The organism is Rhodoferax sp., assembly GCF_028689295.1.
Classification (GTDB): Bacteria; Pseudomonadota; Gammaproteobacteria; order Burkholderiales; family Burkholderiaceae_C; genus Rhodoferax.
This window is the reverse complement of record NZ_JAQTWL010000007.1, coordinates 49592-71898: the sequence shown is the minus strand read 5'-3', so window position 1 is coordinate 71898 and position 22307 is coordinate 49592. Positions and strand designations below refer to the sequence as shown.

Below are 22307 nucleotides of genomic sequence, written 5' to 3'. Positions count from 1 at the left end.
CTTCGGGTTACATTTTTTCCGGGGCACTGACACCCAGCACCGCCAGGCCATTGCGTAACACCTGGGCGGTGGCCGCCACCAGCGCCAGACGCGCCAGCTTGAGTACCTCGTCATCGACCAGAATGCGCTCGGCATCGTAATAGCTGTGGTAGCAGGCGGCCAGTTCGCGCAGGTAAAAAGTCACGTCGTGCGGGGCAAAACCATCGGCAGCGGCAGCCAGCATGTCGGGGTATTTGGCCAGCAGCAGCATCAATGCCAGCGCCTGCTGGCTTTGCAGCGGCGACAAATCAACGGGGTGCAGGGCGCTGACCTGACCGCCCCAGGCAGTCAGCACTGAGCAGATGCGGGCGTGCGCGTATTGCACGTAATACACCGGGTTGTCGTTGTTCTTTTGCACCGCCAGATCGACATCGAAGGTGTACTCGGTGTCGGGCTTGCGGCCGAGCAGAAAGAAGCGAACCGCGTCCTTGCTGGTCCACTCGATCAAATCACGCAGCGTCACATAGCTGCCGGCGCGCTTGCTGATCTTGACCTCCTGGCCGCCCTTGACCACGCGCACCATGGTGTGCAGCACGTAGTCGGGGTAGCCCTGAGGAATGCCCACATTGGCCGCCTGCAAGCCGGCGCGTACGCGGGCAATGGTGCCGTGGTGGTCGGTGCCCTGGATGTTGATGACCTTCTGGAAGCCGCGCTCCCACTTGCTGATGTGGTAGGCGACGTCGGGCACAAAGTAGGTGTAGCTGCCGTCCTGCTTGCGCATGACGCGGTCCTTGTCGTCGCCGTAGTCGGTGGACTTGAGCCACAGCGCGCCGTCCTGCTCATAGGTCTTGCCGGCCTCGATCAGGCGCTTGACCGTGGCATCGACCTTGCCGCTGGTGTAGAGGCTGCTTTCCAGGTAATAGTTGTCGAACTTGACGGCAAAGGCCGAGAGGTCGAGGTCTTGCTCATGGCGCAAATAGGCCACGGCAAACTGGCGGATGCTGTCCAGGTCGTCGGCATCGCCCGAAGCGGTATAGGCGCGGTCGTCGGAGGTGACTGTCTTTTGGGCCAGGAAGTCGGCCGCAATGTCGGCAATGTATTCGCCGTTGTAAAAGTTCTTGCTCAACGGGTTGTCGGGGTCGGTCGGCCAGCAGGCGTCACCCGGCTTGAAACCCTGCGCGCGCAATTGCGTGCTGGTCGCCAGCGTGCCGATCTGGACACCGGCGTCGTTGTAATAGAACTCGCGGTGCACCAGCCAGCCCTGGCTCTCGAACAGGTTGCAAATGGCGTCGCCCAGAGCCGCCTGGCGTCCGTGGCCCACGTGCAGCGGCCCGGTCGGGTTGGCCGAGACAAACTCCACCAGCATGCGCTGGCCGTTGTCCGCCTGTGCGCCGTAACGGTCGGCTTGCAACAGCACCGAGCGCACCACCTGCTGCTTGGCCGCGGGCTTGAGCTTGATGTTGATGAAACCGGGACCGACTATTTCCAGCGCCTCGACCCAGGTCTGGTAGGGCGGCGTGGCGCGCAGCAGGGTACACAGGCTCTCGGCCAGTCGCCGCGGGTTTTGCCCGAGCGGCTTGGCCAGTTGCATGGCGGCGGTGGTGGCCAGGTCGCCGTGCGCGGCGACTTTGGGCGATTCGAAAGCCGCCTTGGCGCCCGCGCCGGGCTGGATGTCTTCCAGCGTGGTGCGCAGCACATCGAGCAATTGGGTTTTGACAGTCAGCATGGGCGGATTTTACCGGGTGGCCATGTCGCTGCTGGCGCTGCTCGCCACGGCGCGTGCCTGGCACAGGTCGGCCCAGGCGCGGGCCTTGTCAACGCCGTTGCGCAAAAGAAAAACTGGCGGATAGGTCACCACCACCGGCACATCGGCAAAGCGCCAGACCTGGCCGCGCAATTTCCCCAGCGGCAGCCTGGCCTGTTCGGGCGGGGTCTCACTGAGCAGCAGTTGCATGGCAAAGCGGCCCATCGCCAGGATCACCTTGGGCTGGGTCAGGGCGATTTCGCGGCGCAGGAAGTGGGCGCAGGTGCTCAACTCGGTCGCGTCGGGCGCCCGCATCAGGGCCGGGCGGCACTTGAGCACGGGGGTCAGGTAGGCGCGCTCTGCCGCTGACAGGCTGGCGCTGGCGGCTTGGTCCCAGCGTTTCACCCCGACAGCGCACAGCATGTTGTCGAGCAACTGGCCAGCTTCTTCGACAAAGGGCCGCCCCGCGCGCTCTTCCATTTCATCCGGCGGGTCGCTCAGCACCAGCCAGTCGCATGCGGTGGGCTGCGGCGGTGGCGCCAACACCGGCGTTCGGCGCCCCAGGCACATGGCGCAAGCCTGGCATTGGCGAACAGTCTCGGTCAAGGTGGGCCAGTCCATGCCGGCAATACCGCTGACCAGTTCGGCCACCTTGGTGGGCGCTGGCGGCCTGGATGGCATCCGAGGCGGTGCCACGGCATCAGCCTGCGGCGAACTGCTGGCCGTCGGCTCAGTCCCGGCAGAACTGGCCACGGCCGTGATCTTGTCTTGACTTGGCGGGCTGGCACCGCGTGCGTCTTCAGCGTGTGCGTCTGGCGCCTCTGGCTGCCAGACGCGCACGCCCATTTCGAGCAGCATGGCGCGTTGGCGCGCGTCCAGGGCCAGGCTCATGGCGCCACGTCCAGCTCAGGCGCGTTTTCGAGCTTTAGGCTCATCACTACCGCATCTTCGCGCCGTCCTTGCGCCGCCGGGTAATACTGGCGCCGAACGCCCACTGTGCGAAAACCGTGCGCTTTGTAAACGTGCAGTGCCCGAGTGTTGCCGTCGCGCGCTTCCAGCCACAACCATTGCGCGCCCTGGCCGCGCGACCACAGGATCAGGGCGTCGAGCATGACGCGAGCCCAGCCTTGGCGCTGGTGCTCGGGCGCGACCGTGATGTTGAGCAGATGCACTTCTTCGACGCCCTTCATCGCGACAAAATAACCCAGCAGGGTGTCACCAGCGATCAGCAACTGCGCTTCGTAGCCGCTGGCCAGGCAGTCCACAAAATGGCGCCGCTGCCAGGGATGGGGATGGGCTTGCTGCTCCAGGGCGACGACGACGTCGAGTCGATGTTCGTTCATGGGCTCGAAACGGGCCGCCACCGCCTGGTCAGGAGCATGCAGGTTCATGGCGCCACTCCGGCTTGCGCCTTGATGGCGGCGCGCTCCTGCGTGGTTTGTGCCACCTTGTCGCGGATGTAGCTGGGCATGGCTTGCTCGGCCGGCACGGCCGCACCTGCGCCCAGCAGGGTCGGCGCCAGACGCAGCAGCGCGGTGGCCATGGGCAGGGCCGAGATGCGCGTTGCCAGTGCGGGCAAGCGCGCGCCATAGCTGTCGAACACATTGCCGGCCAGCACACTCGTGCCGTTCCAGACCAGCTGCTCAGGCTTGATCAGGCGCACGCTGGTGCACGGTGTCCAGCCGTCATGTTCAAAAACGTAGTCGGCGGTGTACAACTCGTCCATCCGGGCATCGAGCAAGACGGTGGCCGCAAAGGTCTCTGCGGCGCCGGTTTGCCAACGCGCTTCTTCGGCCACGGTCATCAGGGTATCCACCGGCAACAGTGGAATTGCCGCACCAAAGCCCAGCCCCTGCGCCACCGAGCAGGCGGTGCGCAAGCCGGTGAACGAGCCCGGCCCGGCACCGAAAACGATGGCATCCAGGTCGGCAAAACGCAGTTGCGCCAGCGCCATCAGCCGCAGGATTTCGGGAATCAAATGGGTGGAGGTCTGCGCGCCGCCCGTTGCGCTGTGCTGGAACAGCGCGACGCCAGCGTCAGTGCCGCGCTGCAGCGCAATCGACATGATGTCGGTGCTGGTGTCCAAGGCCAGCAAGTTCATGCGGTGGCCCTCTGCAGAATGGCTTGTTCGGTGGTCTTCAGGGTGGCGGCGCGCACGCCGAACAAAATGCCGGCGGTCACCAGCACCAGCCCGGCCACCAGATTCCAGTGCAGCGGTTCGCCCAGCAACAGCACGGCGCCCATCGCCGACAGACCCGGCACCAGCGCGGTGATCATGGTGGAGCGCACCGGGCCGAAGTGGCGGATCATCTGGGTGAACGTGATGCCCGAGATCACCACCGAGCCCCAACCCTGGAACAGCGCCTGAAACAGCAGGTCCTTGAGCGGTGCCGCAAAGATGTGGGCCTGCACCACCCCGGTCAGCGCCAACACGCTGTACATCGGCACAAAAGTGACGGCAGCAAAGGTGGTGATGGCGATGGTGGCGCGCACCGCATCGAGCCCGTGGTGGCGCGCCAGCACGCTGTAGGTGGCCCAGCACAGGGCTGCGCTCATGAACAGCAGGTCGCCGAGCCAGACGTCGCCGCCGTCAAAAGCGCGCAGCAGGCTTAAGCCCCCCACCATCAGGTCGCCCAGCACGATGAGCCCGAGGCCCAGCGCGCGCCCCGGGGTGATGCGATCGCGCAGCAACCAGGCCGCCAGCAGCGCGGTCCACAGCGGCAAACTGCCCGGCATCAGCACCGAGGCGTGCAGCGCCGGGGCGTGGGCAAAGCCGCTGTAGGCCAGCAGAGCGTAAAGCAGACCGCCAAAGAATCCGACCGAAATGGTAATGCGCCTGGGCAAGGGTGACAGCCTCAGCCAGGAGGCACTCGTGATGCCGCGGGTGCGGTCCTGATGCACCAGGTAGGCCCCCCAGGGCAGCAAAATCAGCGCCGCGCCGACGATGCGGCACCAGGCAATGTCGAGCGGCGTGAGCACACCGCCGCGCGCCGGGTCGGCCGAGGCGCGGGCGATCAAAATGAACGAGGTCCAGATCAGCACGGTGATCACGGCCGCGCCGATACCAATCGTGCGTGGCGAAAAGCGCGGGGGGCGTGCAAAAAGGGCAGACATGCGCCAATTATCCGTGCTGCATCGATCGTCCGTCTGTCATGACCGGCAAACTCCAAAGCAGATAAATTTTTAAAGTGTCAGCTTGACATCGTCAATTTGCGCGGGATCGACGAAGGCCTGGGCGTAACTGAGGTAAACGCCCTGCTTGAGGAAAATATCGAACAGGTCGGGGTCGATATGGCCGTCTTCTTTCATTTTGACCATGATGCCGATGGCTTGCGACAGCTTCATGCCCGGCTTGTAGGGGCGATCGGAGGCAGTCAGCGCCTCGAAAATATCGGCAATGCCCATGATGCGCGCCTGCACCGACATTTGCTCGCGCGTGAGCCCCTTGGGGTAACCCTTGCCGTCCATGCGCTCGTGGTGGCCGCCGGCAAACTCGGGCACGTTTTTGAGGTGTTTGGGCCACGGCAATTTTTCCAGCATCTTGATGGTGGACACGATGTGGTAGTTGATGGTGTCGCGCTCGGCCGGGGTCAGCGTGCCTTTGCGGATGCACAGGTTTTCGGTTTCTTCGACGGACAAAAAATCGGCTTGCCGGCCGTCGGCGTTGCGCCACTGGTGATGGCTGGCGATATGGCGCACGCGCGCCACAGCGGCATCGCTCATGAACTCGCCGCCGGAGTTGGTGGCGCGCAAAAAGTTGCGGTCCTCGTCGAGTGTGCCAAACTGGCTTGTCAGGCTTGTCGTCAGCGCACGCTCTGCGGCGACATCGACGCTGGTGCGTAGCGCCAGTTGCTGGCGCAAGGCGGCAATTTCGGCGTCGCGCTTGAGCACCTCGAAACGGGTGTCGATCAGATCAATGCGGTCGTACAGGGTTTGCAGCTTGGTGGCTTTGTCCACCACGTGCACTGGCGTGGTGATCTTGCCGCAGTCGTGCAGCAGGCTGGCAATCTTGAGCTCGTAGCGGTCCAGCTCGGTCATGGTGAATTCGGCCAGCGGGCCTTCCTGGTTGTGCGCCGCGGCTTCGGCCAGCATCATGGTCAGCGTTGGCACGCGCTGGCAGTGGCCGCCGGTGTAGGGCGATTTTTCGTCAATCGCCAGGTTGATCAGGCTGATGAAGGATTCAAACAGGTCTTCGAGCTGCCTGATCAGCAGGCGGGTGTTGAGCGCAATGGCGGCCTGCGAGGCCAGAGATTCCACCAGTTGCTGGTCGGCCTTGGAAAAAGGCACCACTTCCGAGCTGCCGGGGCGCATGGCGTTGAGCAATTGCAGCACGCCAATCACATCGCCGTCCTGGTTGCACATCGGCACGGTCAGGAAGGATTGGGAGCGGTAGCCGGTATTCTGGTCGAACTTGCGGGTGCCGGAAAAGTCGAAATCAGGGTCAGTGTAGGCGTTTTCGATGTTGACGGTGACGCGGTGAATGGCCGCATAAGCCGCCACCAGCGAGTCGTTCGGCGCCCCCGCAGCGTTGATCAGCGGCAGGTCGGGGAAGTGCATCGGCTCAGCTGCGCTGCCACCCATGGCAATCTGAAGCGAATCGGTGCGCAAAATCTCGAATCGCAAGCTGTCTCCGCTGGCGTCCTTGCTGTAGATGGTGCCACCGTCGGCGCGAGTAATGCCCTTTGCCGCCAGCAAGATGGATTCCAGCAGCCGGGTGATGTCGCGCTCCTTGGACAGCGCGGCGCCGATCTGGTTGAGTTGCTCCAGGCGTCCGAGCAGACCTTCGACAGAATCGAGGTCGGTGTTTTTGGCAGGTGTTGTCATGGCGATGTTGGCGTGAAGCGGCATTATTGCTGCTAATCAGGCGAGCACTACTGGCGCGCGTTGCGGTGGTTGGGCGGCAGCGCCTGCGGGTGGCTGGTGCGAAACGGGTTGATGTCCAGCCCACCGCGGCGCGTGTAGCGGGCATACACGCTGAGCTTGTGCGGACGGCAGCGTGCCATGATGTCCATGAACATGCGCTCCACGCAATCCTCATGAAAACCCTGGTGATTGCGAAAGCTGATGAGGTAGCGCAACAGCCCGGCCTGGTCGATCTGCGGGCCGAAGTAGCTGATCTGCACGCTGCCCCAGTCGGGCTGGCCCGTCACCGGGCAGTTGCTGCGCAGCAAGTTGCTGGTGAGCACCTCGGACACCGGCGCCTCGTCAATGACGGAGCTGAGCAGTTCAGGTGCCGGGGTGTAGCGGTCGCAGTCCAGATCGAGCCGGTCCAGGCTCAGGCCGTCGAGCTCGTAGATGGGTTCGCGGTCGAACACGTCGGCTGTCACCAGGTTCACACCCACGCTGCTTTGCACCACGCCGCCGCGCCAGGCGGCTTCGGTCAGATCGGTGCGCAAGCGCACCGCCACTTCGGTGGCATCGGCAAATCGGGTGTTGTTGAAACTGCCCAGATACAGTTTGAGCGATTTGCTCTCGATCAGGTTGACCGACTCGCAAGGCACCGTGAGGTGCGCCAGCGCCACCTGAGGCTTGCCGCGCGCGTTGAGCCAGCTCAGTTCGTAGGCGGTCCAAAGGTCGGCGCCCAGGAAAGGCAGGGTGGCGCCAATGCCCAAATCGGCGCGCTGCGGCGCGCGCGCGATCGGAAACAGAATCGAGGCGTCATGCTGGTCTGCATAGGCGCAGGCATGACCCAGCGGGGAATGGTTCGGCGTGCTCATCAAAGCCTAATCTGTCAAGCGGCGGCGGAATACCATGCATTCTGCGCTGGACTGGGTCGCCTCGAACGCATAACCGTCGAGGTCGAAGACTTTGAGTTGCGCTGGCAAGCTCAGGCGCCGCGTGGTGGCAAAACGCGCCATCAGGCCGCGCGCACGCTTGGCATAAAAGCTGATGATCTTGTACTTGCCGTCCTTGAAGTCCTCGAACACGCAGTCCACCACCCTTGCCTTGAGCGCCTTTTGGTCCACCGCCTTGAAGTATTCCTGGCTGGCCAGGTTGACGATCACCGGTGATGTGTCGCGTTGCAAGCGGGTGTTGAGGTAGTTGGCAATCTGCGACCCCCAGAAGTGGTACAGGTCCTTGCCGCGTGCGTTGGGCAGTTTGGTGCCCATCTCCAGCCGATACGGCTGCATGTAGTCCAGCGGCCGCAACACGCCATACAGGCCGCTCAGGATGCAGACATGTTCCTGCGCCCAGGCGAGGTCGTCCGCGCTCAAGGTTTTGGCATCGAGCCCGTCATAGACGTCGCCATTGAAGGCGAGAACCGCCTGCTTGGCGTTCTTGGCGCTGAACCTGGGTCGCCAAGCCTGGTAGCGTGCCACGTTGAGCCCCGCCAGGTTGTCGCTCAGACTCATCAGGCTGGCGATCTCCTGCGGCGACTTTTGCTTGAGGATCGTGATCAGCTCGGTTGACTGAGGTACGAACAGCGGCTGGGTGTGGGGCACGTCACCGGCAGGGGTCTCGAAGTCGAGCGATTTCGCGGGGGAGAGTAAAAACAGCATGACGTAATAACCGGAGGTGTCACACCGGACCTGATCCGGCATCGATGGGTTGCGGGTGCTGCAACCCCGGATCAGGTCTGAGGCCGCAATGACGAGCCCATAGTATGCAGGATTCCTACTTCAGGTCAGAGGCCAGCGAGGCCAGCGTGTCATCGGCGACCGCGATATGCGCCGGATAGGCGGTGTGATCGCAGCCCAGCTTGACCGCGGCGCCGGCCTTGACCGCGGCGCACATGGCCGGGGTCAATTCGAAGCGGGCAAAGTGCACGGCCGAGGTTTTCTCGTCGTTTTCACGGTCCATGTCCTCGTCGGCGATGGCATAAACGCGCTTTTGGCCCTCGACCTCGACAAACAGACGGTCTTCCACCCCGATCAGGCGCGCCAGCTCACGCTTGCGCTCGCTGACATCGGGATATTCCAGCAGCACGGTCGCGGTCCAGTTGCTGCCGCTGGGCACCAGCGCGGCGTAGGCGTCGATTTCCTGCTGGATGCCGTCCTCCTCAAAAATCTTCTCGATGCGCAGCATCTCCTGAATCTGGTAGCGGATGGTGGTCTCCGACTCGAACTGCAGCGTCATGTGCTCGCCCAGATGCACGCTGCGCAACTTGCGGTGCGCCATCACGGCGGGCTTGTTGGCCTTGCGCCATTTGCTGTAGGTCTCCAGGCTCATGAGGCTGTCGGGGGTGATGTTTCCGGTGATTTGCATGGTGTGTTCAGTGTGTTATTTCAGTCCGTAGGCCTTGGCGATCAGGCTCAAGGGGTGCTGCAATTCAGGGGTGCCCAGTTCGTTGACCTCGAAGCCCTGGGCAATGTGGTGGCCACCCAGCGGGCAGTCGGAGCTGATGTAGTCGGGCTTGCTGCCGTCCTTCATGCTGGCCATGCCCTTGAACAGCGGTTTGCCAATTTTCATGGCCTGCTGGTGGTACAGCTTTTTGACGCCGAAGGTGCCGGCGTGACCCGAGCAGCGCTCGAAGGTATTCACCGTGGTACCGGGGACCATCTTGAGCATTTCCTCGGTTTTCTTGCCAATGTTCTGCACCCGGCCATGACAGGGAATCTGGTAGCTGACGTTGCCCAGCGGTACCGGGAATTCTTCTTTCAGCAGACCGTCACGCTTGCGCTGCATCAGGTACTCGAACGGGTCCCACATAAACGCCTTGACCAGCTGCACGTCCGCCTCATCGGGGTACATCAGCGGGATTTCCTGCTTGAACATCAGCGCGCAACTCGGCACCGCCGCCATAATGGCAAAGCCGTCCTTGGCGTAGCGGGCCAGCACCGGAATGTTGGCCTCCTTGCTGGCGTTCACCGATTCCAGGTCACCCAGTTCCAGCTTGGGCATGCCGCAGCATTTTTCCTTTTCGACCAGCACGTAGGGGATGTCGTTGTGGTCGAGTATCTTGAGCAGGTCCAGGCCGATGCCGGGTTCGTTGTAATTGATGAAGCAGGTGGAAAAAATCGCCACCTTGCCGGGCGTTTTCTCGCCGTCTTTCACTACCGTTGCCTTGGCTTCTGGCGCTGCCGAGCGGAACTTTTTGCTTGCCAGCGAGGGCAACCAGGCGTCCTTGTCCACGCCCGCCACCTTTTCCATCACACTGCGAGCCACCTTGGTCTTGTTGGCCGCGTTGGCCACCTGCACCACGACCGGAATGCCGGCGAGCTGGCCATGCACGTCGGTGGACGCCAGGAACCTCTCGGCGGCGCCCACTTCACCCTTCCTGAACTTGATGGCCTTGGCGCGCAGCATGGTGTGCGGGAAGTCGAGGTTGAACTGGTGCGGCGGCACGTAAGGACACTTGGTCATGTAGCACAGGTCGCACAGGTAACACTGGTCCACCACTTGCCAGTAATCCTTTTTGTCAACGCCATTCACTTCCATGGTCTTGCTCTCGTCCACCAGGTCGAACAGCGTGGGAAAGGCGCCGCACAGGCTCACACAACGGCGGCAGCCATGGCAGATGTCGAAGATGCGCTCCAGCTCGACGAAGGTTTTCTCTTCGTCGTAGTACTCGGGGTTATTCCAGTCGATCGCGTGACGGGTGGGTGCTGACAGATTGCCCTCGGTAGCCATGGTGATCTTCCTTGTCAAGAATGTTGTGGTGGCGCGGGAAACAGCAATTGCACACCGCTTCGACGCGGTATGGGATTGGCATTGGGCGCTGCAGGCAGCGCCCAACACGAATCACTCAAACATCAATCGGCCAGTTCGGCCAAAGCCTTGGCGTAGCGATTGGCGTGCGAACGCTCGGCTTTGGCCAGGGTTTCAAACCAGTCGGCCACTTCGTCGTGACCTTCCTCGCGGGCCGTCTTGGCCATGCCCGGGTACATGTCGGTGTACTCGTGGGTTTCGCCCGCCACAGCCGAGGCCAGATTTTGGCGGGTGGCACCAAACGGCATGCCGGTGGCGGGGTCGCCGCACTGCTCCAGCCACTCCAGGTGGCCGTGCGCGTGACCGGTCTCGCCTTCAGCGGTGGAACGGAACAGGGCTGCCACGTCGGGCTGGCCTTCCACGTCGGCCTTGTTCGCGAAATACAAATAGCGGCGGTTGGCCTGTGACTCGCCTGCGAAGGCGGCTTTCAGGTTGTCTTCCGTTCTTGAGCCTTTGAGTGCTGCCATGGAATTCTCCTTAGGGTTGAATAAAAAGGGTTTGCCTTGAACTTGGTGTCAAAGACGCCTGCACTTTACCTGCCTCGCCCAAGGGCGTCCAATTGACGCTGTCAATGTCTGTCATTGCTCCGGGCTATTGAACACTGGAAACCGATAATCATTTCGACAATCGACCAACTGGCTGCCGTGTTGATGCGGACAAGTCGAGTCACTTGAGGGTCGGGTCGAATAAAATCAAGGTCCCTTGAACAATCCCATCGCAGTGCGGCCTTGCACGCCTGCTGCGACATCCTGGCGCCGCCGCAATGCGCGCCAGGCACCTCGGCAAAACACCATGACTGACGCACTCCAGCAACCCGGCCTCAACAGCCTGTCCAAATCTTTCGAGCCCGCAGCGCTGGAAGCGCATTGGGGCCCCGAATGGGAAGGGCGCGGCTACGGTGTGGCGGGTTACCGCGGCACTGGCGCGCCAAATGCGGAGGCGGCTGCGCGCGGTGACAACTTTTGCATCCAGTTGCCGCCGCCCAACGTGACCGGCACGCTGCACATGGGGCACGCGTTCAACCAAACCATCATGGACAGCCTGACACGCTACCACCGCATGGCTGGCTTCAACACCGCCTGGATTCCGGGCACCGACCACGCCGGTATTGCCACGCAAATTGTGGTCGAGCGCCAGTTGCAAGCTGCAGGCATCAGCCGCCACGACATGGGACCGACACCAGCCGAGGCACGCAAAAACTTCGTCAGCAAGGTTTGGGAGTGGAAGGAAAAGAGTGGCAACACCATCACCACCCAGATGCGCCGCATGGGCGACACGGTGGACTGGAGCCGCGAATACTTCACCATGGACCCCAAGCTGTCCAAAACGGTGACGGAGACCTTTGTGCGTCTGTATGAGCAAGGCCTGATCTACCGTGGCAAACGTCTGGTCAACTGGGACCCGGTGCTGATGAGCGCCGTGTCAGACCTGGAAGTGGAATCCGAGGAAGAAGACGGCAGCCTGTGGCACATCCTGTACCCGTTTGCCGACGGCCCGCAGCTGGTGAATGGCAAACTGGCCCCGGGTTTGGTGGTCGCCACCACGCGCCCCGAGACGATGCTCGGCGACGTGGCCGCCATGGTGCACCCGGAAGACGAGCGCTATGCCCACTTGATCGGCAAACACGTGACGCTGCCTCTGTGCGACCACACCATTCCGATCATTGCCGACGACTACGTTGACAAGGCCTTTGGCACCGGCGTGGTCAAAGTGACGCCGGCGCACGACCTGAACGACTACGCCGTAGGTCAGCGCCACAAGCTGCCGATGATTTGTGTGTTGACGCTGGATGCCAAGATCAACACCGAGGCACCGGCCGTTTACCAAGGCCTGGACCGTTTTGCCGCCCGCAAACAGATCGTCAAGGACCTGCAGGCTTTGGAGCTGATGGTCGAAATCAAAAAACACAAGCTGATGGTGCCACGTTGCGCCCGCACCGGTCAGGTGATTGAGCCCATGCTCACCGACCAGTGGTTTGTGGCCATGTCCAAAGTGTCTGAGCAAGACCCCACGGGAAAAAGCATCACCCAAAAAGCCATCGACGCGGTGCAGTCTGGTCAGGTCAAGTTTGTGCCAGAGAACTGGGTCAACACCTACAACCAGTGGATGAACAACATCCAGGACTGGTGCATCAGCCGCCAGCTCTGGTGGGGTCATCAGATTCCGGCCTGGTACGACGAAGACGGCAAGGTCTATGTAGCGCGCAACGAGCGTGAGGCCCAGGCGCAGGCCCCTGGCAAAACGCTCAAACGTGACGAAGACGTGCTTGACACTTGGTACTCGTCGGCGCTGGTGCCTTTCAGCACCATGGGCTGGCCCGAAAAAACTGAAGATTTCGACCTCTATCTGCCCAGCAGTGTGCTGGTCACCGGCTATGACATCATCTTCTTCTGGGTCGCCCGGATGATCATGATGACCACGCACTTCACCGGCCAGGCGCCGTTCAAACACGTCTACATCCACGGCCTGGTGCGCGACGCGCAGGGCCACAAGATGAGCAAGTCCGAGGGCAATGTGCTCGACCCGGTGGATTTGATCGACGGCATTGCGCTGCCCGAACTGCTGGTCAAACGCTGTGAAGGCCTGCGCAAGCCCGAGACCGCGCCGCAGGTGCGCAAGAACACCGAAAAAGAGTTCCCGGCGGGCATTCCGGCCTTTGGTGCCGACGCGCTGCGCTTCACCTTTGCCTCGCTGGCCTCGCTGGGTCGCTCCATCAACTTTGATGCCAAGCGCTGCGAAGGCTACCGCAACTTCTGCAACAAGCTCTGGAACGCCAGCCGCTTTGTGCTGATGAACTGCGAAGGCAAGGACTGCGGTTTGAAAGAGCACACGGCGGCCGAGTGCGAGGTGGGCGCCACTTACCTCGACTTCAGCGCGGCCGACCGCTGGATCGTCTCCCTGCTGCAAAAGGTCGAAGCCCAGGTGGCTCAGGGCTTTGCCGACTACCGTCTCGACAATGTCGCCGCCTCCATTTACGACTTTATCTGGAACGAGTTCTGCGACTGGTACCTGGAAATCGCCAAGGTGCAAATCCAGCAGGGCAATGCCGCGCAGCAACGCGCCACGCGCCGCACGCTGATCCGCACGCTGGAGACCATCCAGCGCCTGGCGCATCCGATCATCCCGTTCGTGACAGAGGAACTGTGGCAAAAAATTGCCCCGGTGGCCGGGCGAGACGGTCCCTCGGTGGCGATCGCCGCCTACCCGGTGAGCCAGCCCGAGCGCATTGACGAAGCCGCGATTGCCCATGTGGCCAAGCTCAAGCAGTTGGTGGACGCCTGCCGCAACCTGCGCGGCGAAATGAGTGTGTCGCCGGCCACTCGTTTGCCGCTGTTTGCCATTGCCGGTTCAGCCGCCGAGGCCGCTTTCATGACGCAGGCGGCACCCGTGCTGCAGGCGCTGGCCAAGCTCAGCGAAGTGCGCGTGTTTGAAGACGAAGCTTCCTGGGCCGCCGCCGCGCAAGCCGCGCCGGTGGCCGTCGTGGGCGAGGCGCGAATATGTCTGTTCATGGCTATTGACGTGGCCGCAGAACAGGGGCGCCTGGGTAAGGAACTGGCGCGGCTGGAAGGTGAAATCGTCAAGGCGCACGGCAAGCTCGGCAACGAAGCGTTCGTGGCCCGGGCTCCCGCCGCCGTGATCGAGCAGGAGCGCAAACGCCTGGCCGATTTTGAAGCCACGCTGGCCAAGGTCAGGGACCAGTTGGCGCGGCTTAACTAAATTCGTCTCATTGCGAGCGAAGCGTGGCAATCCACGAAGTCATGGATTGCCACGCTTCGCTCGCAATGACCGGATTAGCGCCGCCGCAGCACGTGAATGAATTCCTCGCCCAGCGTCTGCTGCTCCAGCAACTCGTTGCCGGTCTGTTTGGCGAAGGCCTGGAAATCGCGCAGCGAGCCGCCGTCGGTGGCGATCACCTTGAGGACCTGGCCACTTTCCAGCTCGGCCAGGGCCTTCTTGGCTTTCAGGATGGGCAACGGGCAGTTGAGCCCGCTGGTGTCAATTTCTTTGTCGATGTGCATGCTGGGTTCCTGGAATTTTGAGGGCCACGCGTCATCAGGCCGGAAAGACGCCGGTGGACAGATAGCGGTCGCCCCGGTCGCAGACGATGAAGACAATGGTTGCATGTTTTTCACGTCTGGCAATTTCCTGCGCCACCCAGCAGGCGCCCGCGGCAGAAATGCCGGCAAAGATGCCTTCTTCGCGGGCCAGTTGGCGGCACATTTCCTCGGCATCTTCCTGGCTCACGTAGAGCAGCTCATCGACGTGGGTAGGGTCGTAAATTTTGGGCAAATAGGCTTGCGGCCACTTGCGGATGCCCGGAATGCGCGAACCCTCGGTGGGCTGCACGCCGATGATTTTGATGGCCGGGTTCTTTTTCTTGAGGTATTGCGAGACCCCGGTGATGGTGCCAGTGGTGCCCATGGCGCTGACAAAGTGGGTGATCTTGCCTTTGGTGGCTGACCATATTTCGGGTCCGGTGGTCTCCACGTGGATCCGCGGGTTGTCGGGGTTGGAGAACTGGTCGAGCACATGGCCTTTGCCTTCGTGCGCCATCTGGTCAGCCAGGTCGCGCGAGTATTCCATGCCGCCGCTTTTGGGCGTCAAAATCAGCTCGGCGCCAAACGCTTTCATGGTCTGCGCGCGCTCGATCGACAAATCCTCGGGCATGATCAACACCATGCGGTAGCCCTTGATGGCCGCCGCCATGGCCAGCGCAATGCCAGTGTTGCCCGAGGTGGCCTCGATCAGCGTGTCGCCCGGCTTGATCTCGCCGCGCTCCTGGGCGCGCTGGATCATCGACATGGCGGCACGGTCCTTGACCGAACCGGCCGGGTTATTACCCTCCAGTTTGCCCAGAATGACATTGCTACGTGCAGCACTTTCAGTGGCCCCAATGCGCTGCAAACGTACCAGGGGAGTGTTGCCGATCAGATCTTCAATGGTTGAATATTTCATAACTTGCACTGTGCCATAATTCGAGCCTCAAAGCGTGGCCCGGGTGGTGAAATTGGTAGACGCAGGGGACTCAAAATCCCCCGCCGCAAGGCGTGCCGGTTCGATTCCGGCCCCGGGCACCATTAATTGCTGTATATAGCCTTTTAGCTATCATCATAGTAGTACTTCGGTCATCATAAGTGCCTGAATAGGTGCTCCGCAGGCGCATCAGCTTTTTTTGCTGATTCAAATTGGCCGAACCTGCGACAGGCTTTCACCCCCAGGCTGACTCTGTTGCCGTTCCTGATGCACACTCCCCATCTTGTTCCATTCATGAGTCTTGTCCATGTCGTACGCCATCCTTAAAACCCTGCACCTGCTCGCCATCATCGTCTGGATCGGAGGCATGGTGTTTGCCCATTTCTTTTTACGCCCGGCCGTCGGTGTGTTGGAGCCGGCGGTGCGGGTTCGCCTGATGCACGCGGTGCTGGGCCGCTTCTTTGGCGCCGTACTGGCAGCCGTTGCGGTAGCGCTGGTCACGGGCCTTTGGATGATCGGCCAGGTTGCCAAACAGGTGGTGCAGGCGGGCGGGCATTTCAGCATGCCGCTGGAGTGGACCATCATGGCCACGTTGGGCATCGTCATGATGCTGATTTTCGGTCATATCCGGTTTGGCCTGTACAAGCGCCTAAGCCGAGCCGTACCAGCCGCCGACTGGCCTGCAGGTGCTGCGGCGCTGGCGCAAATCCGATCTTGGGTGCTGGTGAATCTGGTTTTGGGTATGCTGATTGTGCTGGTCACCCTGATCGGTGTGCCGCGCTAACAGTCCGGATGAATCCCGACGCACAACACCTGTGGCGCGCGCCGCGCTGGGCGCTGGCGGTGTTGCTGTCCACGCTGGGCATGCTCGGACCGTTTTCCATTGACACCTACATCCCGGCGTTTGCCGGCATTGCCAGCTCGCTGGATGCCACACCTTTGCAGATGCAGCAAACCCTGTCGGCCTACCTGTTCGGCTTTGCCTTCATGAGCCTGTTTCATGGCGCCCTGTCCGACAGCGTGGGACGCCGACCGGTGGTGCTGTGGGGGCTGGCCGCATTTACGCTGGCCTCCATGGGCTGCGCACTGTCGCAAAGCATTGGCCAGCTGGTGTTTTTCCGGTCAGTGCAGGGCCTTACCACCGGGGCGGGCATTGTGGTGTCGCGCGCCGTGGTGCGCGACATGTTTTCACCGGCGCAGGCGCAAAGGGTGATGAGCCAGATCACCCTTTTTTTTGGCGTGGCGCCCGCCATTGCGCCGATGATCGGCGGCGTGTTGTTTGCGCAGTTGGGCTGGCACAGCGTGTTCTGGTTTTTGACGGCAGTGGGCGTGGCGTTGTGGGCCGCCAATTACAAACTGCTTCCTGAAACCCTGCACGTTTCCCAGCGTCAGCCGCTCAAGGTCAGCAACTTGATGCAGGGCTACTGGAAACTGGGGCTTGACCCGCGCTTTTTGCTGCTGGCATTGGCCAGCGGCATTCCGTTCAACGGCATGTTTTTGTACGTGTTGTCGGCGCCAGTGTTTTTGGGCGAGCACCTGGCGCTGGCGCCCACGCAGTTTTTCTGGTTCTTCGTGCTGACCATCAGCGGCATCATGGGTGGTGCATGGGTCAGTGGCCGCATGGCCGGGCGACTGGCGCCCAAGCAGCAAATCAAATACGGCTTTGCCATCATGCTCGGCATTGCGCTCATCAATCTGCTGGCCAACGCGCTGTTTGTCGCGCATGTGGTGTGGGCCATGTTCCCGGTGGCGCTGTTTGCCTTTGGCTGGGCCATGATGGTTCCGGTGATCACGCTGCTGGTGCTCGACCTGCACCCTGACCGGCGTGGCATGGCGTCGAGCCTGCAGGCTTTCATTGGCGCCAGTGCCAACGGCGTGGTGGCCGGCCTGATTGCGCCGCTGGTAATGCACTCCACCGTGGCGCTGGCGGCCGCCTCACTGGCCATGCTGTCGGTGGGCCTGCTGGCCTGGCTCTGGCTGCATCGCCGCTGGCCGGACATTGGCCGGATCATCGAGCACCCGCTGGGGTGAGTGAATTCATCAGGCCGACAGCCGCTCAACTTTGGGCGAGACCATGACCCCGCAAACTCTTGATTCTCGTCGAAGGAATTGACGCATCTACTCTGCAATGTCTTGCTCGTCATTGAGAAAGTTTGCTGCATCGAATGCTCGGATTTTGATGTTCTTCATCACTGCTCCTTTGCCAGCTGTATTGCACGTTGAATGTCTTTGGAATGATTGATCCCGGTTGCTCCAGGTAATACATGCGCCAGCCGGGGCCGAAGAAGTCGCGCATCTCAAACACGCCGTCGCCTACGGATTTGATGTTGACCAGCGCGCCGTGGCGAGCCAGTCGCTGAGCTTTGGACGATTGAACTCAGTCCGGAAACAAGAAACCCCGCCGGGTTACCCAGGCGGGGTTTTGAGGTTTAACCGTCAGATGACTTGCGTCAGCGTCAGATTAGAACAGATGCACGACACCAACCGCAAACCGGCTCGTTTCGTCGGTACTGACCGCACCGGGGGTACCTTTTTCGAGTTCTGTCGCGTCATAGCTGGCATACAGCTTGGTGCGCTTGGACATGTTGTAGGTACCAGCCAATGTATAACCCTGACTGTTCAGATCGAAACCAGCTTTGCTTGTGTTCGAGTCGGCGTAACCAAGGTAAACCGTCGCTGCGGTCCCGACCGGCACTTTAACACCCGCGTTGAATTCCTTGTCATCAGTCCCGCTGTCGTTAGATACTTGCTGGTACCCACCGGTGACTTTGGCCATGCCAAAGTCAAAGGTAGCACCGACCATGTCGTAAGTGTTTTCGTCCTGAGGTGTCGTCAAAACCGCCTGAGTCAACTTTTCCTGGTGATGTGCATAACCAACCAGCAACGGGCCAGCCTTGTAAATGATGTTCAGGCTGAAGATGTTGGTAGCATCACCGACATTAGGTGCAACATTTTCATTTTCGCCAAGACCGACCAAGGCCGATACCGACAGGCCGCTGAAAGACGGGGAGTCGTAGCGGATCGAATTGCTGGCACGGGTGACAGTTGATTGTCCGATGCCTTTTCCGTAAACTGCCCCAGTGGTGGCGACATTGGCATCGTCAATGTTGTCAGTTGCGCCAAACAGATCGTAGTAAGGCGAGTATTGACGGCCTAGGTTGACGGCACCGAAACCGCCGGACAGACCAACCGTGGCGAGGCGTTCAAACAAACCAGTGTTGCCCACACCGGTGTCAATCGCAAAACCGGATTGGAGATTGAAGTTGGCTTTCAAGCCGCCACCCAAATCTTCTGTGCCCTTCATGCCCCAGTAGGTGGTATTGAATGTGGAAGAATTCACCACGGTTTGCGACTGCGATGCCACTGGAGCGGCACCGGTTGTCTCTTTGTCGATGACGCCAACGCCAGCGTCAAGGCGACCAAACAAGGTTACCGAAGATTGGGCCATTGCGGCGCCAGTAGCGGCCAGAACGGCCAATGCGATCAGGGATTTTTTCATTACAAGTATCTCCAAGGTTAAACATAAGGCCCTGAAACCAACTTATTTCAGAACCCAGAGCCAACCTCCTGTGTCAGGAAGTTAACCGCTATTGAAACAGATGGCCGGCGCTTTTGCCCCAAAACGGCCGGTAAACTTGCGCAAGATTGGTGCATCTGTGGTGACCTTGCAACAAAGGGCACTGGGTCTGTCAAGTTATCCTATCAAGATCAAAGTCAATAGGTTTGTTTTTTTGTTCGAGCAAAAAAAAGCCGCCCGAAGGCGGCTTGATACTGTCGAAGCGTAAAGCTGGTGTTTAGACAGCTTGGCGCTACGATCAGAATTTGTGTTGTACGCCAACCGCAAACGCGCTGACAGTGTCATCGCTGGCGGACACTTGACTGAACTTGTTGTTGGTGTAGCCCGTGTACAAGAAGGTACGCTTGGACAGCGTATAAGCAGCAGCAATACCATAACCCTTGCGAGATTGGTCACCGGCTGCGGCATTGTCGTCAGACTTGGCGTAGCTGGCAGACACCGTCAAAGCGGGGCCAACCGGAACATCAACACCGAGTTGATATTCTGAGGTGTCAGCACCATTCACGTTGCCAACATCGGTCACTTTGCCATAAGTCAGCTTCGCAACAGCCATGCCGAAGTCATAGGAACCACCCACACGCATGAATTTGGTGTCATCGCTGGTCGCGTCAAGGTCCTCAACCTGATAACCGAACTGCACAGCAATTGGGCCTGCGCCGTAGGTCAGGTTCAAACTGGAAACGGCAGCGGCACCCAGGACGTTCTCATCCAGGCTGTAGCTGACGGCAGCAGCGAAACCACCCATGGATGGGCTAGCGTAATAAATGGTGTTGCCAGGGTTGCCGCTGTAGCCGACGCTTCTGAAAACAATGTTCATGGGGGCCAAGGCACCAGAATCGAACATGGCGTCAGACGCACCGCTCACGTCGTCATAGGCGGTCCAGACTTTACCGAGCTTGACTTCACCGAAGCCGCCTGAAAAGCCCACATACGATTCACGTGAGAACGCCTGACCAGCAGATGCCGCACCAGTGTCCAGTTTAAAACCTTGCTCAAGCTTGAAGTTTGCCTTCAAGCCGCCGCCCAAATCTTCAGAACCCTTCATACCCCAGCGAGAGCTATTGACGCCGCCACTTTCCATCAAGGTTTGAGTTGTGCTGACGCCAGCAGTTTCGGTTTTGACGGAACCAACCCAAATATCGGCAAGACCGTACAGGGTGACGTTAGATTGCGCAAAAGATGCACCGGAAGCAGCGAGAACTGCCAAAGCAATCAAACTCTTTTTCATGAAAACTCCTTAAGTTAAAAAAATCAAAACACCATTTACGGCAAGTTTTGAAGCAGCGAAAAAACTTCACATGCCAGATTTCACCATGAAGGCGCTCAAAATGCGCCAACAGGGTGAGGCGAACGCAAATAACGTGCCTCTTTTTGCCGGTTTTGTTGCAACTGCACGACATTGACCATACAGATTTCAACCCAATGGGCAACTTGGCATCACGGTTCACATGCAGGGAAGGTCAGGTTGCGCCCTCAAAGACCTCCAAAGGCATGGACTGCCGCGCTACAACCTGTCCTGTGCCTGTCGAAGGGCTCGCAGTGACTGAACTTCTGATGAAGCACATGTTCGGGTGCTGGCCTGGTGCGCCGAGTTGCACCAAATCAGGGAAAACCCTTGTGGGAAAAAGCACGAATCAGGTGCATAGTTTGAGTTGCATCTCTTGCGGACATGGGGATGCTTATTTATAGTTAGCACGGTCGTTCTTTTCTGCAAATGTTTTCCCTTTCAGCGTCTCAATCATCATGAACAAACAACCTTCATCCCCTTCGACGGCACTGAGCTTCCACCGTGTGGCCATTGCCACCGCGCTGTGCTGCGCCGGTCTGGCGCAAGCGCAAACCGGCTCCAGCGTCACGCTTTACGGCCTCGTCGACGTGGGCGTTACCTCGGTCAGTGGCCTGAAGGCTGGCACCGTGACGCAAGTTGCGAGCGGCATCATGGAAGGCTCGCGCTGGGGCATCAAGGGCACTGAAGATATGGGCGGTGGCTACAAGGCGATTTTTACGCTGGAATCGCGTTTGGAGGCAGATTCTGGCGCATTGAGCAGCCGGCCCATTACCGGTAGCCAGTTGTCTGACCGTTTTTCGCAGGCATCCCGGTTGGGACTTAGCTCGCCATCTCCACAACTGAATGCTGTTTACCAGGCCGCGGTCAATGGTGTCGATGGCATCATCGCTTCCCAGTTTGGCGTGAATCTGGCTGGTAATGTGTTCGACCGCCAAGCCTATGTTGGTTTGATCACGCCTGTGGGCGCTGTTTTGGCGGGCCGGCAATACACCCCCGCTTATGAAGCCTTTGCCACCTTCGACATCATGGAAACGCAATCGGCATTGTCTGCGGGGCAAATTGTGCAGTTCCCGGCCATGTTTGAAATCCGCACGTCGAATGCTTTGGCTTACCGCATCGTCAAGAATGGCATCTCTGGCGCCCTGATGTACGCACCCGGCGAGGTTGCTGGCGATGGCAGCAAAGGCAGTTTGCTCGGCATTAACGCGGCCTACAAAACCGACAAGTTCTCGGCGGGCGTTGGCTACAACACCAAGAATAACGAACTGGGTGACAAGTCCCTGACCTCGACCGTGATGGGCGCTTCGATGAATATGGGTAGCAGCAAGATCAGCACGATGGTCACCAAGATCAAGGATGACAACCCCAACGGTTTGTCTGGCATCTCTGCTGCCTTGACGCCTGGATTGTCTGCGCTACCACCAAACGGTGTTGGCCCGGCGCTGGGTCCGGTCATCGCACAGCAGGTTCAGGATGCATTTTTTGAAGCCTTCAAACAAGACGGCATGCTGTACCACATCGGCTATCGCAACGTGACCGGGCCACACACCATTTCTGTGGCCTACAACCGCTACAACGACAAGCGCCCAGCCAATGCTGATGTGTCGTCTTATGGCGCGGCCTATTCCTACGCGCTGTCCAAGCGCACCGACGTCAGTGCCGTGGTCGTTCGGTTCGCCAACAGCGACAACGCGCAGGTCGCACCTGGCGGCAATGGCTACCTGGGCGGCGTCACGGAATCAGCTGGCACCGACTCCACGGGCCTGGCTTTCGGCATTCGCCACCGCTTCTGATATCTGGCGCTTGCATGCTGCAATCAAAAAGCCCCGCGAGGGGCTTTTGAGTTTGATACTGCAGGCTCAGAAAAAGACCGTGGCGCCTGGGGCTGGAGCGCGTGTCGGACTCACAGCACCCGTTCCAGGATCAGCACGGCGAAAAAGCCGAACGCCGACAATAGTGCCCATTTCAGCACCAACCAGCCATAGCGTTTGAAGCGCGCGTCGCCAGTGCCCGCATAAAAGGCGAACGACACCAGCGCAGCCAGCAACATCAACAACACCAGCCAGCGAAGTAACAGCATGAGGTGCCTTGGCTGC

The 22307-nt window shown here is 60.3% G+C and carries 20 protein-coding genes and 1 tRNA gene; 5 read left to right on the top strand and 16 right to left on the bottom strand.

Annotated features, from left to right (window positions below):
- Positions 1–7: 7 nt before the first annotated feature.
- The 11 genes from argS to PHF15_RS08105 all read right to left on the bottom strand — a co-directional run bounded on the left by argS (position 8) and on the right by PHF15_RS08105 (position 10839).
- On the bottom strand, positions 8–1705 hold the full coding sequence (gene argS / locus PHF15_RS08155; RefSeq protein ID WP_300120229.1) for an arginine--tRNA ligase: 1698 nt from the start codon (positions 1703–1705) through the stop codon (positions 8–10).
- Between the two features lie 9 nt (positions 1706–1714).
- Positions 1715–2614, bottom strand: a complete 900-nt coding sequence (locus tag PHF15_RS08150; protein ID WP_300120228.1) for a uracil-DNA glycosylase — start codon at positions 2612–2614, stop codon at positions 1715–1717.
- Entirely contained in the window at positions 2611–3114 is a 504-nt protein-coding gene (gene rimI / locus PHF15_RS08145; RefSeq protein WP_300120227.1) for a ribosomal protein S18-alanine N-acetyltransferase, read from the bottom strand. Before rimI ends, PHF15_RS08150 begins: the two co-directional genes overlap by 4 nt.
- Entirely contained in the window at positions 3111–3824 is a 714-nt protein-coding gene (tsaB, locus tag PHF15_RS08140) for a tRNA (adenosine(37)-N6)-threonylcarbamoyltransferase complex dimerization subunit type 1 TsaB (protein WP_300120226.1), read from the bottom strand. Before tsaB ends, rimI begins: the two co-directional genes overlap by 4 nt.
- Positions 3821–4837, bottom strand: coding sequence for a DMT family transporter (locus PHF15_RS08135; RefSeq protein ID WP_300120225.1), 1017 nt, complete (start codon positions 4835–4837; stop codon positions 3821–3823). Before PHF15_RS08135 ends, tsaB begins: the two co-directional genes overlap by 4 nt.
- A gap of 69 nt (positions 4838–4906) precedes the next feature.
- Positions 4907–6547 carry an HD family phosphohydrolase gene (locus PHF15_RS08130; protein ID WP_300120224.1) on the bottom strand — a complete coding sequence of 547 codons (1641 nt, stop codon included), beginning with the start codon at positions 6545–6547 and terminating at the stop codon, positions 4907–4909.
- A gap of 47 nt (positions 6548–6594) precedes the next feature.
- The gene (gene queF / locus PHF15_RS08125; RefSeq protein WP_300120223.1) at positions 6595–7440 is read right to left on the bottom strand and encodes an NADPH-dependent 7-cyano-7-deazaguanine reductase QueF; all 846 of its coding nucleotides are present in this window, start codon (positions 7438–7440) and stop codon (positions 6595–6597) included.
- A 6-nt stretch (positions 7441–7446) separates the two neighbouring features.
- Positions 7447–8223: a peroxide stress protein YaaA gene (gene yaaA / locus PHF15_RS08120; RefSeq protein ID WP_300120222.1), complete on the bottom strand. Its 777-nt coding sequence runs from the start codon at positions 8221–8223 to the stop codon at positions 7447–7449.
- A 115-nt stretch (positions 8224–8338) separates the two neighbouring features.
- Positions 8339–8929: a DUF3501 family protein gene (locus PHF15_RS08115; RefSeq protein ID WP_300120221.1), complete on the bottom strand. Its 591-nt coding sequence runs from the start codon at positions 8927–8929 to the stop codon at positions 8339–8341.
- A 15-nt stretch (positions 8930–8944) separates the two neighbouring features.
- On the bottom strand, positions 8945–10294 hold the full coding sequence (locus tag PHF15_RS08110) for a heterodisulfide reductase-related iron-sulfur binding cluster (RefSeq protein ID WP_300120220.1): 1350 nt from the start codon (positions 10292–10294) through the stop codon (positions 8945–8947).
- 122 nt (positions 10295–10416) lie between these two features.
- On the bottom strand, positions 10417–10839 hold the full coding sequence (locus PHF15_RS08105) for a rubrerythrin family protein (protein WP_300120219.1): 423 nt from the start codon (positions 10837–10839) through the stop codon (positions 10417–10419).
- Positions 10840–11164: 325 nt separating this feature from the next.
- Between PHF15_RS08105 and PHF15_RS08100 the strand changes: the two genes are divergently transcribed.
- A complete protein-coding gene (locus PHF15_RS08100) occupies positions 11165–14089 on the top strand; it encodes a valine--tRNA ligase (RefSeq protein WP_300120218.1) in 2925 nt (974 codons plus the stop codon).
- Between the two features lie 74 nt (positions 14090–14163).
- On the opposite strand, the gene PHF15_RS08095 is transcribed toward PHF15_RS08100, so the two are convergent.
- Together PHF15_RS08095 and cysM are read right to left on the bottom strand one after the other, a co-directional pair.
- On the bottom strand, positions 14164–14391 hold the full coding sequence (locus tag PHF15_RS08095; RefSeq protein WP_300120217.1) for a sulfurtransferase TusA family protein: 228 nt from the start codon (positions 14389–14391) through the stop codon (positions 14164–14166).
- Between the two features lie 34 nt (positions 14392–14425).
- On the bottom strand, positions 14426–15328 hold the full coding sequence (cysM, locus tag PHF15_RS08090; RefSeq protein ID WP_300120216.1) for a cysteine synthase CysM: 903 nt from the start codon (positions 15326–15328) through the stop codon (positions 14426–14428).
- Between the two features lie 37 nt (positions 15329–15365).
- Between cysM and PHF15_RS08085 the strand changes: the two genes are divergently transcribed.
- From PHF15_RS08085 to PHF15_RS08075, 3 genes are all read left to right on the top strand, one after another.
- Positions 15366–15450: transfer RNA gene (locus PHF15_RS08085), tRNA-Leu, on the top strand.
- 203 nt (positions 15451–15653) lie between these two features.
- Positions 15654–16130 carry a CopD family protein gene (locus tag PHF15_RS08080; protein WP_300120215.1) on the top strand — a complete coding sequence of 159 codons (477 nt, stop codon included), beginning with the start codon at positions 15654–15656 and terminating at the stop codon, positions 16128–16130.
- Positions 16131–16138: 8 nt separating this feature from the next.
- Positions 16139–17377 (top strand): multidrug effflux MFS transporter, encoded by a 1239-nt coding sequence (locus PHF15_RS08075; protein WP_300120214.1) that lies wholly within the window; start codon positions 16139–16141, stop codon positions 17375–17377.
- Positions 17378–17807: 430 nt separating this feature from the next.
- Here PHF15_RS08075 and PHF15_RS08070 read toward each other — a convergent pair whose 3' ends face one another.
- Both PHF15_RS08070 and PHF15_RS08065 read right to left on the bottom strand, forming a co-directional pair.
- Positions 17808–18845, bottom strand: coding sequence for a porin (locus PHF15_RS08070; RefSeq protein WP_300120213.1), 1038 nt, complete (start codon positions 18843–18845; stop codon positions 17808–17810).
- A 316-nt stretch (positions 18846–19161) separates the two neighbouring features.
- Positions 19162–20151, bottom strand: a complete 990-nt coding sequence (locus PHF15_RS08065; protein WP_300120212.1) for a porin — start codon at positions 20149–20151, stop codon at positions 19162–19164.
- 515 nt (positions 20152–20666) lie between these two features.
- Here PHF15_RS08065 and PHF15_RS08060 point away from each other — a divergent pair.
- Positions 20667–22004: a porin gene (locus PHF15_RS08060; protein WP_300120211.1), complete on the top strand. Its 1338-nt coding sequence runs from the start codon at positions 20667–20669 to the stop codon at positions 22002–22004.
- A gap of 110 nt (positions 22005–22114) precedes the next feature.
- On the opposite strand, the gene PHF15_RS08055 is transcribed toward PHF15_RS08060, so the two are convergent.
- The gene (locus PHF15_RS08055; protein ID WP_300120209.1) at positions 22115–22291 is read right to left on the bottom strand and encodes a hypothetical protein; all 177 of its coding nucleotides are present in this window, start codon (positions 22289–22291) and stop codon (positions 22115–22117) included.
- Positions 22292–22307: the final 16 nt, after the last annotated feature.